At 61.5% G+C, this 15,551-nt stretch carries 13 protein-coding genes; 4 read left to right on the top strand and 9 right to left on the bottom strand.

The window, feature by feature from the left end; translation table 11 throughout:
• The first annotated feature begins 30 nt into the window (after positions 1 to 30).
• Positions 31 to 525, top strand: a complete 495-nt coding sequence (locus AC07OE_RS08000; protein ID WP_495070029.1) for a cupin domain-containing protein — start codon at positions 31 to 33, stop codon at positions 523 to 525.
• 91 nt (positions 526 to 616) lie between these two features.
• Here the strand turns inward: AC07OE_RS08000 and AC07OE_RS07995 are convergent, their stop codons facing one another.
• The 6 genes from AC07OE_RS07995 to AC07OE_RS07970 form a co-directional block, all read right to left on the bottom strand.
• On the bottom strand, positions 617 to 1,717 hold the full coding sequence (locus AC07OE_RS07995; protein WP_495070028.1) for a beta family protein: 1,101 nt from the start codon (positions 1,715 to 1,717) through the stop codon (positions 617 to 619).
• 31 nt (positions 1,718 to 1,748) lie between these two features.
• Positions 1,749 to 2,963 (bottom strand): ImmA/IrrE family metallo-endopeptidase, encoded by a 1,215-nt coding sequence (locus AC07OE_RS07990; protein WP_495070027.1) that lies wholly within the window; start codon positions 2,961 to 2,963, stop codon positions 1,749 to 1,751.
• A complete protein-coding gene (locus AC07OE_RS07985) occupies positions 2,944 to 3,264 on the bottom strand; it encodes a type II toxin-antitoxin system HigB family toxin (RefSeq protein ID WP_495070026.1) in 321 nt (106 codons plus the stop codon). The genes AC07OE_RS07990 and AC07OE_RS07985 overlap by 20 nt, the downstream gene beginning before the upstream one ends.
• 168 nt (positions 3,265 to 3,432) lie before the next feature.
• Positions 3,433 to 3,939, bottom strand: coding sequence for a cyclic pyranopterin monophosphate synthase MoaC (gene moaC / locus AC07OE_RS07980; RefSeq protein WP_495070025.1), 507 nt, complete (start codon positions 3,937 to 3,939; stop codon positions 3,433 to 3,435).
• A gap of 35 nt (positions 3,940 to 3,974) precedes the next feature.
• Positions 3,975 to 4,868: a MaoC family dehydratase gene (locus AC07OE_RS07975; RefSeq protein WP_495070024.1), complete on the bottom strand. Its 894-nt coding sequence runs from the start codon at positions 4,866 to 4,868 to the stop codon at positions 3,975 to 3,977.
• A 42-nt stretch (positions 4,869 to 4,910) separates the two neighbouring features.
• The gene (locus AC07OE_RS07970) at positions 4,911 to 6,287 is read right to left on the bottom strand and encodes an esterase-like activity of phytase family protein (protein WP_495070023.1); all 1,377 of its coding nucleotides are present in this window, start codon (positions 6,285 to 6,287) and stop codon (positions 4,911 to 4,913) included.
• 154 nt (positions 6,288 to 6,441) lie between these two features.
• Between AC07OE_RS07970 and yaaA the strand changes: the two genes are divergently transcribed.
• The 3 genes from yaaA to queF are packed head-to-tail and all read left to right on the top strand — an operon-like array spanning position 6,442 to position 8,998.
• A complete protein-coding gene (gene yaaA / locus AC07OE_RS07965) occupies positions 6,442 to 7,215 on the top strand; it encodes a peroxide stress protein YaaA (RefSeq protein ID WP_495070022.1) in 774 nt (257 codons plus the stop codon).
• 27 nt (positions 7,216 to 7,242) lie between these two features.
• A complete protein-coding gene (locus AC07OE_RS07960; protein WP_495070021.1) occupies positions 7,243 to 8,142 on the top strand; it encodes an alpha/beta fold hydrolase in 900 nt (299 codons plus the stop codon).
• Positions 8,143 to 8,152: 10 nt separating this feature from the next.
• Entirely contained in the window at positions 8,153 to 8,998 is an 846-nt protein-coding gene (gene queF / locus AC07OE_RS07955; RefSeq protein ID WP_495070020.1) for an NADPH-dependent 7-cyano-7-deazaguanine reductase QueF, read from the top strand.
• A gap of 56 nt (positions 8,999 to 9,054) precedes the next feature.
• Here queF and AC07OE_RS07950 read toward each other — a convergent pair whose 3' ends face one another.
• The 3 genes from AC07OE_RS07950 to AC07OE_RS07940 form a co-directional block, all read right to left on the bottom strand.
• Positions 9,055 to 11,709, bottom strand: a complete 2,655-nt coding sequence (locus tag AC07OE_RS07950; protein WP_495070019.1) for a bifunctional diguanylate cyclase/phosphodiesterase — start codon at positions 11,707 to 11,709, stop codon at positions 9,055 to 9,057.
• Positions 11,709 to 12,794: a TRAP transporter substrate-binding protein gene (locus AC07OE_RS07945; RefSeq protein ID WP_495070018.1), complete on the bottom strand. Its 1,086-nt coding sequence runs from the start codon at positions 12,792 to 12,794 to the stop codon at positions 11,709 to 11,711. The genes AC07OE_RS07950 and AC07OE_RS07945 overlap by 1 nt, the downstream gene beginning before the upstream one ends.
• Positions 12,795 to 12,905: 111 nt before the next feature.
• Entirely contained in the window at positions 12,906 to 15,521 is a 2,616-nt protein-coding gene (locus AC07OE_RS07940; RefSeq protein ID WP_495070017.1) for a sensor domain-containing protein, read from the bottom strand.
• Positions 15,522 to 15,551 lie beyond the last annotated feature (30 nt).

The following is a 15,551-nucleotide window of genomic DNA, read 5'->3' as shown; positions in this document are numbered from 1 at the left end:
CTAAGCTACGGAGCCAGCCCAGGAGGACCCATGCCCGACACCCGCCCAAGCCCTGTTGTCCCCGTTGCCGTGATGGCCACCGAGGTGACGCCCCGCACCAAACCTTCCAACTACCCAGAGCCCTTTGCCTCGCGCATGGCAGGGCGGGAAAAGCGCCAGTTGGGCGACGTGTTTGGCCTGGCCAACTTTGGGGTGAATCTGGTGCGGCTGGCGCCGCAGTCGGTGTCGGCACTGCGCCATGCGCACACCAAGCAGGACGAATTCATTTATGTGCTGCAGGGGCACCCCACGCTGCACACCGATGAAGGCCTGACTGCACTGGCGCCCGGCATGTGTGCAGGCTTCAAGGCCGGTACGGGCAATGGTCACTGCCTCAAGAACGAGACCGATGCCGAGGTGCTGTACCTGGAGGTGGGCGACCGCACACCGGGTGATGCGGGGAGCTACCCCGACGATGACCTGCAAGCGGTGCTGGTGGCCACTGGCCAATGGCGCTTTTTGCACAAGGACGGTACGCCGTACTGATTTGTTTTGGCTATTTCCTTGAACTTTGGTGCCGTAAGCGCCCAAACTACTATGAGCATGGGCTTTTGCAAAGCAAACGTTCCAAACCAAGTTACGCCATTTCCAAAACGGCGTCTTCTGAGTAGCCTCTATACATCAGAGTCTCAAGTCGATTGATTTGTCGTACGCAATAAGTGAAATGATGATTCTGATCATTCATAACCCATGTGCCTGGGTTGCCCGTTGTTGCATGACCAGTAGCACAGTCGTATATGTACCGATCGCCATGACTAAAAGAATGATTCTGGAAAAATCCGCTGTTTAAAACGCGATGTGAGAGCGTTCTATATTGCTCATACTTTTCTCCTTGGCGGAGGCTGTAGCCACGGAAAATATGTATGTGTTTTCCTTGCGTGTAACGTATTTTTCCATTGATGTTTGGACTTGGGGTTAGGTCAGTAAAGTCGGGATGAATGACTCCATAGTCTCCGTAGATAGCTTCAAGAGACAAACTCCGAAACCGAAGATTGGTCCACAACGAAAGTTCGTTTCTTAGTACTCCGCCACATGAATTTTTCTCAATGCCGCCAACTGTTTTGGGCGCACTAGAGGCCGCAACAATTAATTTTCGAACGTGGAAAGTGTCAGATAGTTTTTCTACAAAATCAGCGATCGTTTCTGAAAGTGCAATCGCCGAAGATGATCCTTGCAAATAACGGCAATCGATAAGCACATCCATTTGTCGGGTTGACAATCCGCGAAGTTGTAGTTCTTGGATTCGGTCCAATGTGTCGTCTGCAAACTCCAAGTCGTCAGGCTCGAGACGTAAGAGCATTCCGCCTGACAGATTTGCCTGTTCAATTACAACTCCCCATTGAGACTCATCACGATCAAATCCGTACACAGGATCGAAGTTAATTCCCAGGAGATTAAGTTGGGCGTAAGCAACTGATAGCGTGTTGTGCCCATCAGATGTTCTGCTGCCCGCTTTCAATAGAGGAAAGTCGATAAAACATGGACGACTAGGGAATAGCTTTGACAACCGGACCGCAAAGCGTGAGAGCACAGCCTCTGGTTTGTCTGTTTCGACAAACGGCGGCAGTTCAAAAATAGGCTTCGTTTGGTCAGCAATGTCGTGTGCGAGATAAGAGGCCGCTTTGATGTCGTTCAGCTTGCCCTTAATTACAGGGGCGTATGTGAAGTTCATATCCATGGATTACCTCGCAGTTTTTTGAAATTAAGAGCTAATTCAACATTTCTCTGACTACTCCGCGTCCTACCAGATCGGTGAAGATCGCATAGTTTTCTTGTTCTTTTTGAATGCGTCCGGCAACAATGGCAGGATGTATTTCTAGTTCGGCAGCTAAAGACAAAATCCCACCCTTTGTTGGCATCTGCCGAACGGCAGCAGTTCTCCACTCTGAACGGGATATAAGCAAATCTCTAGCGAGTCTGTTTGCTTCTTTTTCTATAACTTCTGTACTTTCCTTGTCCATTAGTCGATCAAGAAAGACTTCCCCTGGATTGCTCAGATGTTTCCAAACGTGCACCACTTCATGCATCAGAGTGAACCAAAAATTATCTAGTCGATCAAAGCGCAGCGTTAACCCAATCACAGGCTTACCATTTGCCGCCAGCATTGCAGCTCCGTCTAGTTTGGTGCGCGCCAAGTGTTCTTCAATTACAACCGCTACACCAATATCGCGCAATGCGCTGATCGCTTGCTTTGGACCATCTGAATGTCTGCTCAATTTAACTAAATCACGTAGAAACTCTTCAGTTAGGTCTTCGTATCTAAAGGGAGTCTCACTCCATGAGTTGTCAGAGGCCGCTTTTTGAAGCACTCGTGCTTGCCATGCCGTTAGAGAGTAAACAGCTGGCCAAGAAAATGCATCCCCCTTGAATGTTCTGCGCGTCAATACGCCAGCCTGAGCACCACCAAGAGACCTCTCTATAAATGCTTGAACAATATGAGCGACATCATCTGGTTTGGCAGCCTTCTTCGCTACAGAAATCCAGCCTCTTGAAAGCATTTCTTTCACTGGAAACTTAAGCCAATCCCAATCGCTGGCAACATCAGCGGCAGACTCCTCTCGCACAGATTCTTGCAAAAGTACGTCGGCGGGTATTCCTAAGCCGGCAGAGATGTCGCGAATCATGCCAACAGTCAAAGGTCTTTGTCGCGAGAGGAACTCAGAGACTCTACTTCTAGACCCGAAATAGGGAACTAGATCAATCTGTTTCAGATCTTGTTCAAGCATCCGAAATTTCACTGCGTCAACAGGATCAGGTTTCTCAAACAGATAAGTCTTAGATTCATAGTCTTCAACCAGTAGTGACAAAAGCTCGAGCTCTTGGCCCACGGCAGTACTGGGCTCTGGATCACTAACGACCAGTTCCTCGATTCGAGCTAAGTACTTTGAGTACTGTTCTTTGCTCTTAATTACTGCGGGTTTCATTGCTGCTTTGTTCCCAATTGATGCTGCTGTAGGCCTGATGACTGCCAATCCACTTCACGACAATGACACTGGTCTTGTAGGCGATCTGAGTCACCAAGCGGTAGTCGTTCCCCTTGACATTGAAGATGACTACGTTGTCCTGTAAAAAACTTGCTGACGGATATCTTTGCTTAATGTCGGTAGGTACGTGCCAATTTGCCGCCTTGCACTCGGCCAGCCATGACTTAACCCAAGATCTGGTTAAGGGGTGTTTAAGGCAAAACTCGTCAAGGCGAGAAGTTCCGACAATTTTCATTGGCATGGCCCACAGTATAACACTTGTTCCATATTTGGGAACAAATGTTAAATTGGCCTCCGTGCCACGAAGACATGCGGGTTCGACACCCTTGATTTGGGTCGCCTTGGAGTGCTTGGGGATCAGGGGCTACATGCTTGCGGGACGCACAAACAATGTTTCACGAGCAAACGTTCAAGGTGCCGCCAGGTAGGTGCCAGACTTGCCACCGTGCTTTTCCAGCAGCTTCACATCGGTCATCACCATGCCTTTATCCACGGCCTTGCACATGTCGTAGATGGTCAGCAGGGTGATCTGCACGGCGGTCAGGGCTTCCATTTCCACGCCGGTGCCGCCTGTGGTCTCGGCAATCGCCAGGCACTGCACGGCGGGGCCGCTGGTGGCAGTGGCGGGCACCACTTCAAATTCGATGGCCACGCGCGACAGCATGATGGGGTGGCACAGCGGGATCAGGTCGCTGGTGCGCTTGGCGGCCATGATGCCGGCCACGCGTGCCACGCCCAGTACATCGCCCTTGGCAGCCTGGGCGCTCTGGATCAGGTCCAGCGTGCTTTGCTTCATCTGGATGCGGCCGCCGGCCACGGCCTTGCGTGCGGTCAGGGGCTTGGTGCCTATGTCCACCATGTGGGCATCGCCCTTCGTGTCGAAGTGGGTGAGGGCAGAGGGGTTGGTATCGGTCATGGTCAATCCTGTAGGCAATGCGTCAAGTCAATGGCTCACAGCAGACGCAGCGTGCCGTCGATATGTGGCTCGCCGCTGGGCTGCACTTTCAAAACAAATCGGGTCGCACCCGGGTCTTGGTCCGCACCCTGCGCCGTATGTAGGGCCACCTGTCCCGGAATCAACAGCGGACGCTTGAAGCGCAGATCCAGCACTAGCGGGGCGTCGGCCGGCAGGCCCTGCTGCAGCAGCGCCAGGCAGCGAGCGGCGCTGAACATGCCATGCGCAATGGCACGCGGGTAGCCAAACAGGCGGGCCGTCAGTGCACTCACATGGATGGGGTTCCAGTCGCCCGAGGGTCCGGCAAAGCGGCGCCCGGCGTTGGCGGCCACGGCCCACTGGGCGATGGGCGCGCCCCAGTCGGGTTCGCTGCCATCTGCTGCTGGTTTTTTTCCGCTCTTGCTGCGGGCCAGCGGCGACAGGAAGGTGCTGGTTTCGCGCCAGGCCACGCTGCCACTGGTGCTGAGCGTGGTGTGGATGGCAAAGGACTGGCCGCGCTCGGTGGTCTGGATGCCTTCCAGCGTGCAGTGCATGTCCACGGCCTCGCCGTTGGCGATGGGGCGCAGGCTCTCCAACTGGTTGCTCCAGTGCACCAGGCCCAGCAGGCGTAGCGGAAAACGCGCATGGCTGAGGATGGCCATGTGCAGCGGCATGGCCATGGCATGCAGGTACAGCAGCGGCAGGGTCCCGGTGTCGGGCAGGTCACAGACCTGGCGGTAACGGGCCAGCCGGGCCGCATCGGCGCGGGCGCCTTGCCAACGGGCGTCAAAGCGGATGGCTTGCTGGTCTGCTGCCACCTGCGTGGGACGGCCCGCAAACAGGCTGGCGAACAGGGCGCCGCCGTTGCGCGGCGGGGCAGAGAAATTCAGGGTGTGCAGGGGGGTAGACATGGCGCCGCCATTATGCGGCGCCATGCTGCTCTCGCTCGGGGGCTACTTGGCTTCCACCAAGGCCTGAATATCGAGCAGAGTCATCTCGTTGTCATCGGGCTGGCCCAGCGTGCGGCCGCTGGAGAAGGGGAAGTTGTTGTCGTTCACCACCACGATGTGCGTCGCGTCCACCACAGTCAGGCCCTCAGGCCCCAGGTGGGGCAGCACAAAGCTGTCGTCGTTGGGGCCGCGCTTGGCCAGGTGCTTGGGGTTGGCGATCTTGGTCAGGTCAATGAAGGCCACCTTCTTCACAAAGCCGTCGGCGTCCAGCTGTGCCATGTCGATCTTGTAGATGCGCTTGAAGCGCGCGGGGCGGGTGAAGCAGTCGGTGCGCGGCTCGTCCTTGCAGACGTTGCCCGAGCCTTCCGAGGCGTCATCGCGTTCGATGACGAGACCGGTGGTCGCGTCCAGCATCTGGAAGTCCGAGGCCACATTGCCGGCCTCTTCAAATGCGTATTTCCACTGGCGTTCGCTGTACTTCTGGCTGGCCACGTCCAGCTCCAGGATGCGGGTGTAGGGCTTGCCGTTGCGCATCTCCTGCGTCTTGGCAGCGGCATCCCACAAGGGCCACTCAAACATGGGGTACAGCGTCTTGCCGTCGATGGACTTGGCCATGGGCTCAAAGCCGCCGCTGCGGCGCACTTCAAAACCGGCGTCGCCGGGGTAGTTGGGCAGGCGACCGTTCAGGTAGTGGTCGGGGCCGCGGTACGCCTTGTTGCCCACCACGGTGTCGATCACGCCCAGCACCTTGCCTTTGCCGTCCACGCGCAGCACATAGGGGCCGAATTCATCCCCAATCCACCACTCCTTGCCCACCACCTGGATGGATTCGGGGTCGAAGTCCACGCCGGTCAAAAAGCGCTCGCGCGTGGCCTCGTTCTGGATGGCGAATGGCACCTTGCGGTCGGGGTCGTGCAAAAAGGTGGTGTGCAGGCGTTTGACGTTGCCCTTGGCCCAGTCGGCCTGCACATGGTGGACCATGAGCAGTGCATCCTGCGAGTTGATCTTGCTGCCGAAGCCGTTGTCAGTCAGGGTCAGAAAATGGTCTTTGCCCAGCGCCACGATGCCGGAGAAGCCCTGCACCGATTGCCCACGGATCGGCAGTGTGCCCCCCGACTTGCGCTGGTATTTGGGGTCGCCCACGAAGCTGATGCCCTCGATGCTGTGCAGCACCTCGGTACGCTGGCGGTTGGCGGCGGTGAATTTGCCGGTGGTCTCGAAGAACTTGCCAGCGGCCTTGGGCGCGGCCACGGTGCTGCTGGCGGGCAGGGCTGCATGGCCGGCCAGGATGGCAGTCACTTCGGTCTGTGCCAGGGATACGGTGGCGGGCAGGGCCAGCGCGCAGGCCAGAGCCAGGTGGGAGAGGGTGAAACGGGGCATGGGGGAGGGGCGCAAGTGGATCAAGCGGCCTAGCCTACGGCGGCTGTGTGAAACCCCCGTGACGCAAGACCCGCTACGCCGCTGGCCCAGCCTTTCACGCTAAACTGCCCCGCACCCCCGTGTGGCGCACCCTGTCTGCTTCTCACCCATCACCATGCTGTTCCTGCTTTCTCCTGCTAAATCTCTGGACTACGACACCCCGCTGAATGGCCAGCCGCATACGGCGCCGCTGTTCGTCAAGCAGTCCAAGGAGCTGATTGGCTTGCTGCGCGAATACACGCCCGCCCAGATCTCGGGTCTGATGGATCTCAGCGACAAGCTCTCCACGCTGAACGTGGCGCGTTACGCGGCGTGGTCGTCCCGTGCCACCCAGAAAAACGCACGCCAGGCCGCACTGGCCTTTGATGGCGATGTGTACGACGGCCTGCAGGCCAAGACCCTGGGTGCGGACGATCTGGCCTGGGCGCAGGACCACCTGTGCATCCTCAGCGGCCTGTATGGCGTCCTGCGCCCGCTGGACCTGATGCAGCCTTACCGGCTGGAGATGGGCACGGCGCTCAAGGGCCCGCATGGCAGCAACCTGTACCACTTCTGGGGGCGCCAGATTGCCGACTACCTGAACACCCGCCTGCGCAAGGACGCCTCGCCCGTGGTCGTCAACCTGGCCTCCAACGAATATTTCAAGTCGGTGGACACCAAGGCTCTCAAAGGCCGCGTGGTGGAGTGCGTGTTCCAGGAGTACAAGGACGGCCAGTACAAGGTCATCAGTTTCTTCGCCAAAAAGGCCCGTGGCCTGATGGCGCGCTACGCGATTGAACACCGCCTGATGACGCCGGACCAACTGCGCGGCTTCGACGTGGACGGCTACACCTGGGCCGCGGCTGAATCCACCCCCGAGCGCCTGGTTTTCAGAAGAAAACAGGTCTGAGCCCCTGAATTACTTGCGCGAGCAGCTATGAAAATAAGAGCAAACGGAATCAACATCGAAGTGGAAGACAGCGCCCAAACGGACGCGTCCTTCGCCAGCAAGCCCGCGGTGTTGCTCATCATGGGCCTGGGCATGCAGCTGATTGCCTGGCCGCCCGAGATGGTGCGCGCGCTGGAAGAGGCGGGCTACCGCGTGGTGCGTTTTGACAACCGCGATGTGGGCCTGTCCAGCCACTTTGACACGCTGGGCAAGCCCAACCTGCTGTGGGCCAGCCTCAAGTACAAGCTGGGGCTGGTGCCCGCTGCGCCCTACAGCCTGGCGGATATGGCGGCCGACGCCCTGGGCGTGCTGGACGCGCTGAAGATTGACCAGGCCCATGTGGTGGGCGTGAGCATGGGGGGCATGATTGCGCAGCGCGTGGCCATTGCCGCGCCCCAGCGCACGCTGAGCCTGACCAGCATCATGAGCACCAGCGGTGCACGCGGCCTGCCGCAGGCCGCGCCCGAGGTGGTGCGTGTGCTGCTGAGCCGTCCCTCTGGCACCAGCACCGCCGCCGTGGTGGACCACACCATGCGTCTCTTCAAGGCCATTGGCAGCCCCGCCTACCCCTTGCCTGAAGCTGACATGCGCGCCCGGGTGACCGAGGGGGTGCTGCGCGCCTTCCACCCCGTGGGCACGGCGCGGCAGATGCTGGCGGTGGTGGCCGACATCACGCGCGCCGCACTGCTCACCCGCATCACCGCGCCCACGCTGGTGATCCACGGCAAGGAAGACCCGCTGGTGCCGCTGGCCTGCGGCGAAGACACAGCACGCCGCATTCCCGGCGCCAAGCTGCTCACCATCGATGGCATGGGCCACGACCTGCCGCCCGAACCCGTGCGCCAGATCCTGGCCGCGCTGATCCCGCACCTGCACACCGCCGCCTGAAAGGTCCGTGATGAACACCCCCGAACAATCCCAGCTGGGCAAGGCCTCGGCCTATGTGGACCAGTACGACGCGTCCTTGCTGTTCCCCATCCCGCGTGCGGGCAAGCGTGCCGAAATCGGTATCACCGGTGCGGCGCCATTCTTTGGTGCCGACATGTGGACCGCGTTTGAGCTGAGCTGGCTGAACACGCGCGGCAAACCGCAGGTGGCGCTGGTGCACTTCACCATTCCCTGCGAGTCGCCCAATATCGTGGAGAGCAAATCGTTCAAGCTCTACCTCAACAGCTACAACAACACCCGCTTTGCCGATGCGAGTGAGGTGCTGAAGCGGTTGCGCTCCGATATTTCCGAAGCGGTGTGGCGCGGCGGCGTGGTGCAAAGCTCGATCGGTGTGAAGCTGATCGACGCCACGCTGTTTGACCGCGAGCCTGTGCACGAGCTGGATGGCTTGAACCTGGACCGGCTGGACGTGGAATGCACCCACTACCAGCCCGCGCCCGAGCTGCTAACCACGGTGCCTGACGAGGGCGCGGTGGACGAGGTGCTGGTGAGCAACCTGCTGAAAAGCAACTGCCTGGTGACCGGCCAGCCGGACTGGGGCAGTGTGCAGATCCGTTACTCGGGCCTGCCGATCCAGCAGGAAGGGCTGCTGCAGTACCTGGTGAGCTTTCGCAACCACAACGAGTTCCACGAGCAGTGCGTCGAGCGCATCTTCATGGATATCTGGACACGCTGCAAGCCCACCAAGCTGACCGTGTATGCACGCTACACGCGCCGCGGCGGGCTGGACATCAACCCCTTCCGTACGAGCCACCCGCAGGCTCTGCCAGCCAATACGCGTACCGCACGCCAATAACGCACCGCTGAGAGGATGCTATTGAATCAGGAGCTGCTGGCCCTTATTCGACGGGGCTAGACGGTGATTTCGTTCGGCAACAGCATGGCTTCAAACTCTGCAATCGGCAGAGGCTTGGCAAACAGGTAACCCTGGCACAGGTAGCAGCCATGCGCGGCCAAAAAGTCGCGCTGCGCCTCCGTTTCCACACCCTCGGCAATCACTTCCAGCCCCAGCGTGTTGGCCATGCCGATGATGGTTTGCACGATCACCGCGTCCGAGGCATGCACGCCAATGTTGTGGATGAAGGACTGGTCGATCTTGAGCTGATCCAGCGGCAGCTGCGTGAGGTAGGTGAGCGAGGAGTGGCCGGTGCCAAAGTCGTCCATGGAGAAGCGCACGCCCATGGCCTTGAGCTGTTTCATCTTGGCAATCGTGTCCTGCACGTTGTCCAGCACCAGGCTCTCGGTCAGCTCCAGCTTTAGCAGGTTGGGGTTGGCGCCGGATTCTTCGAGCACGCTGCGCACCTGCTCCACAAACTCGGTTTGGCGAAACTGGCGAGCGCTGACATTCACCGACAGCTGCAGCGCGGCCTTGTCTGGCGTGGCTTGCCAGGCCCTGAGTTGGGCGCAGGCGGTCTGCAGCACCCAATGGCCCAATGGCAGGATCAGCCCCGTCTCTTCGGCCAAGCCGATGAACTGCAGCGGCGACACCAGGCCACGCTGCGGATGGCGCCAGCGCGCCAGTGCCTCGGCGCCCACGGGCACGCCCTGGTCGGTGGTCTGCAGCTGGTAATGCAGTTCAAATTGGTGGTCGGTGAGGGCATGGCGCAGGTCACTCTCCAGATCGGCCCGGCTCTGGATGGCCGCCAGCATCTGCGGGTCAAAGAAGCACAGCGCGTTGCGCCCGGCATTCTTCACCTGGTACATGGCGATATCGGCCTGCTTGAGCAGCTCGGCCGAGGCCTGGTGCATGTCGCCAAACAGCGCGGCCCCTACGCTGCAGGAGCTGCGGTATTGCGTTCCGTTGAGCAGGTAGGGCTGGTTCAGCGTGTGCAGGATGGTGTCGCCCACGCGCTGGGCCTGCTGGGCGGCCTCCAGTGGGTCAGGGCTCAGGTCCAGCAGCATGACCACAAATTCATCACCACCCAGGCGGGCCACGGTGTCGGCCTCGCGCACGCAGGTCTTCACGCGCTGCGCCACCTGTTGCAGCAGCAGGTCGCCCACGTCGTGGCCCAGGGTGTCGTTCAGCGTCTTGAAATGGTCCAAGTCCATGAACAGCAAGGCGCCGCGCCGACCGCTGCGCGCGCAGGCGGCGATGGCCTGCTGCAGCCGGTCGGTCAGCAGGCGCCGGTTGGGCAGACCGGTGAGCGGGTCAAAGAACGCGAGCTGCTCAATCTCGGCCGTAGCCCGGCGCAGGCGGGTGACGTCCTGGTAGACGATGACCACGCCGCCGTCGGCGGTGGCGCGTTCGGTGATTTCGATCACGCCGCCATCGGGCATGACGCGCTCGTGGCTGTGCAGGTGCTGGGACAGCATGTCCATGCGGCTGGCAATCCAGGCATGGCGCACTTCGTCGCTCACATCGCCCAGCAGTTGGTGGGCGGTGTTGGCCAGCATGGTCTCGAAGGCCATGCCGGGGGCAATCAGCGTGGTCTGCCAGGGGTAGATTTCCAGATAGCGGCGGTTCCAGCTCACCACGCGGCGCTGTGCGTCCAGCAGCAAGAATCCGCTTTCCATAGACTCCAACGCCTGGTCCATGGTGGTTTTGGCCTGGCTGATGGAGCGCTGTGCCTGCCCCATGTGGCGCAGGTAGCGCAGGCCCACGATGCCCGCCACAACGATGATCAAGATGAACACCGCGGCGACTGCCACCACCATCTTGCGTTCATTGCGCCATTCGCCCAGCACCGAATCCAGGGGAATGCTGGCCGTGATCAACAGATTGCCGTAGAGCATGCTGCGGGTGGCCACCACGGCCGGGCGCTTGCTCAGGCGCGAGGGTAGCTCTTGCGCCTCGGGCGTGGCACTGGCCATGCCCAGGGCTGGTTGCAACTGGGCCCCGCTCATCGACTCCTGCGCGGGCACACTGGCCAGCAGGGTTCCGTCGCTCCGCTCGATGGTGGCTTCCAGCTGGCTGATATCGGCGCCCTGCACCAGAATGGCGGTGATGAGGTTGACCTGCACCTCGGCCACGGCCAGTAGCTTGTGGCCATCGGCCAGGCGCACATGGCGCGCAAAGTACAGCACCGGCTCCGTGCTGTTGAAACTCACCACGGGATCACTGACCAACAGGGTGGACACCTGCTGGTTTATGGCCTCTGTCACAAATCCTGGGGGCAGGGACATGGCCTGGCCGGTGTCCGATGCGTCGGACGATGCCACCACCACGCCCTGTGCATCCACCAGAGCCACATTGCGCACCAGCAGGTTCTGCCGCGTGGCGCCTTCGATCAGCTTGTTGGCCAGCGGGCCCTCTAGCCAGTCCAGCTGCATGGTCTGCAGGCCCAGCAGGCTGTCGATGCTGGCCAGCAACACGTCCACCCCCAGGAAGCTGCGGTTCACGGCTGCTTGCGCGCCGGTCACAAAGCGCTCGGCCTGGGCCTTGCCGTCGGCCAGCGCAGACTCGCGGCCGTCGCGCACCAGCACGATGGCCAGCGCGGCCACGGCCAATACGAAGAAGCTGGCGATGCCTGCCACCACGGCGGCGGCTTTGGTTTGTGTCGTGCGCATCACTTGGCAGGGGGGGCGGCCAGGCCCAGAGCGGCGCCTATGGTCTGGTCCCACATCTCTTTGCAGCGGTTGTTGCAGCGTTGCAGCCAGCGCGGCAGTACGGTGCTGGTGAAGATGTCCTTGCGCGTGCGTTCGTCCTGGGCCGAGATGGGCACTTCCTGCATATGGCCCTTGCGCCCGCTGGTGCAGGCGGGCAGGCCGCGGTTGCAGGCCATGCCCTCGGCGGTTTCCCGCTCGCTCTCCTGCCAGATGGCGGCCTCCAGCTTGGGGAGCTCATTCGTCAGCACGGCGCGCAAATCCCCGGGCAACGAGTCCCAGGCGCTCTGGTTGGCCCCGAAGATGGCCAGGCCCCAGCTCACCGGCAGCGCGTGTACATGGGTGGTGACCTCAAACAGTCCCAGCGCATTGCCGCTCATGGTGCCGGTGATGGCGCATTCGGTGTTGCCCGACGCCATGTTGGGAAGCAGCTGTGCAAACCCCACCAGCACCGGAATGCCGCCCAGTGCGCTCACAAAGTCGGCCTGCGTGGGCGACGCCACGCGGATGCGGCGGCCTGACAAGTCAGCCAGGCTGCCCATAGGACGTTTGCAGAACACCACCTGCGCGGGGTAGGTGTACAGGCCCAGCATTTCCACCCCTTGGCGTTCGCGCAATGCTTTTTGCAGGTAAGGGCGAAACGCTGCCACCGTCTTTTTGAGCGTGGCCATGTCAGGGTTCAGTCCGGCCAGGTCGGGCGCGGCGTACTCCGGGTATTGGGCGGAGACATTGCTTAGCAGTGCCGTGCCAAATGGCACCACGCCCAGCTGCATCAGCCGCAGCATCTCGGCGCCAGGCACGCCGGCGCGGTCGAACGGCGCAATCTCGGCAGAGTATTTACCGCCGGTCAGGCGCGGCAGATCCTTGGTCCAGAAGGGCTCTTCGTTGCGGGTGTACTGGTTGACCCCCGCCAAGCCCCCCACGATGTGGAGCTTTTGCCCCGGCGCCGTGCTGGGTATGGCCTGGGCATACACGGTGCTGACCAGGCTTGCGCACAGGCACGCCGATAGGCCCAGCACCCGGCGGGTGGCTGCCAACTGTCGTGCCATTGTGTGATGCGTACCACCCATCGTCGCCTTTCGCGCGCTTGTTTTCCGGATCCAACGTATATGGCCGCCACTGTAACGCCAAGTGGCGGGCCCGAACCCTATGGAAACTGCCTAGTGTGGCGCCAGGGCGATGGTGGCGGCCAAGGCCAGAGCCGGAATGGGTCGGCCAAAATAGTAGCCTTGGAATGCATCGCAGCCGATGCCCGCCAGAAAGTCGCGCTGCTCGGCCGTTTCCACGCCTTCGGCCAACACCGAGAGGCCCAGGCTGTGGCCCAGCGCCACGATGGTGCGCGCGATGACCGCGTCGCTGGGGTCGGTGAGCACGTCACGCACAAAGGACTGGTCGATCTTGAGCTGTGACAGCGGTAGCCGCTTGAGGTAGGACAGCGAGGAGTAGCCGGTGCCGAAGTCGTCCAGCGAGAACTTCACGCCCAGGGCCTGCACGGCCCCCATCTTGACGATGAGGTCTTCCACGTCGTTCACCAGCATGCTCTCGGTCAGCTCCATCTTCAGCAGCTCGGGGGGCGCACCGGTCGTGCGCAGGGCGGTGGTCACACTGTCCACAAAATCGGGTTGTGCGAGCTGGGAGGCGCTCACATTGATGGCTAGCGTCCACTGTGCGGTGGCACGGTGGCGGCCCCATTCCAGCAGCTGGCGACATGCGGCCTCCAGCACCCACTGCCCCAGCGGCAGGATCATGCCGGTTTCTTCGGCCAGCGGGATGAAGTGTGCTGGCGCAACCAGGCCACGCACGCTGTGGTTCCACCGCACCAAGGCTTCGGCCCCTATGCAATGGCCCTGTGTGTCCATTTGCACCTGGTAGTGCAGCACAAACTCATGCCGCTGCAAGCCCAGGCGAATCTCCTTGGCCAGCTCCGCATGGGTCGCCACTGCGGCCTGCATCACCGGGTCAAAGAAGCGCACGGTGTTGCGCCCCGCTGCCTTGGCTTGGTACATGGCGACATCGGCTTTCTTGAGCAGATCGTCCATGCTTTCGTGGTCCTGCATGAACATCACGATGCCGATGCTGGGGGTGCTGCTGTAGGTGTGCTGGCGCAAGTTGTAGGGCACCGCCAGCGCGTCCAGCACCTTGTGGGCCACCACTTCGGCCTGGGTGGCGGCCTCGTGCATGTGCGGGCTTAGTGCCTCCAGCAGCAGCACAAATTCATCACCGCCCAGGCGTGCGACGCTGTCGCCCTCGCGCACGCACAGCCGCAGCCGCTGGGCCACCTGCTGCAGCAGTTCATCGCCCACGTCGTGCCCCAGCGTGTCGTTGAGCAGCTTGAAGTGGTCCAGGTCCAGGAACATCAGCGCCCCGTGCTGCCCCACTCGCGACGAGTTCACCATGGCCTGGCGCACCCGGTCCATCAGCAGGCGCCGGTTGGGCAGGCCCGTGAGCGGGTCATAGAACGCCAGGCGGCGGATTTCCTCCTCGTCCTGGCGCTGTTGCGTGACATCGCGTAACACGGCCACATAGGTTTCCTGGGCGTACTGCGGGATGCGTGAGACGGACAGGCTGATGGGAAAGACGGCACTGCTCTGGTGACGCCCCTGCACCTCCACGGTCTTGCCCGCGCCAGCCAGGGTGTTGGCGTCAGAGAGCAGGTGCAGGGTGCCGTCGGCTTCGGCATCCAGCGGAACGGCCAGCAGGTCATTCAGCGTGCGGTGAAAGCCCATGCCGCTGCCATAGCCCAGCATGTGGCAGGCCGCATTGTTATAGGAATGGATGGCGCCGCGCCGGTCCAGCGTCAGCAGGCCGTCCACCATGCTGTCCAGAATGGCCTGGCGGTAGCGGCCGGCTTCTTCCAAGGCGTGGCGGTCGGCCAGCATCTGGCGTTCGTTGCGGTCACGTTCAATGGCCAGGCCCAGCAGGTAGGCGCTGCGCGTGATGGCTTGCAGCTCGGCTTCGGAAGGCGCGCACACGTGGCGGTAGTAGTTGCCAAAGCTGCCCAGCACTACCCCTTTGGTGGAGCGAATGGGGATCGACCAGCAGGCGCGGTAGCCATGCGCCAGCGCCAGTTCCCGGTAGTCGTCCCAGCGGACATCGGCGGTAATGTCGGCCACCAGCGTGTCCTGCCCAGTGTAGGCGGCCGTGCCGCACGAACCTGTGTGGGGGCCAATGGCGACACCGTCGATCGCCTGGCAGTAGGCCTCCGGCAGGTTGGGCGCAGCGCCATGGCGCAGGTGCACGCCGTCGTCGTCCAGCAGCAGTACCGAGCAGGTCACCCCGCGGAAAATGCTTTCGAAGTCGAGGATGAAGGTGGTCATGATGTCCACCAGCTTGGCGCTGCTGGCCAGCATCTCCAGAAGCTGGCGTTCGGAGTGGGCCTGCCGCTCCAGCAGGCGTTGTTCGGAGACATCCAGCGTGGTACCGACCAGAAACTGGGGCTGCCCCGCGTCGTCAAACACCGGGGCCAGCGTGGTCAGCATGCGCCGGTGGTGTTGCAGGTCTTCGCGCCAGACCTCGTCCTCGTTGGTGACCGAGTGCCGCAGCGCAAAGGCCACCTGGTCTTGGGCTGCAAAGGCCGCCATCTGCTCGGGCGAGAAAAAGCGGGGCTTGTTGGCGGTTGCCAGAGGGCCTTGGCCCAAGCCCAGCGCCTGCGTCCACTCGGCATTCAGGTAGAGCACCTCGCCCGCCGCATTTTTGATAAAGAGCGGCACGGGCACCGCGTCGAGCAAGCGTTGCAGATCCGACAGGGGCAGGGTGTCGAGTCGGCTGGTGGGCATGGTGTGCGGCAGGGCTGCGTCCGGCGGTCT

This window comes from Rhodoferax sp. GW821-FHT09E07, from assembly GCF_059416145.1.
This window is presented reverse-complemented; position numbering and strand designations above follow the sequence as displayed.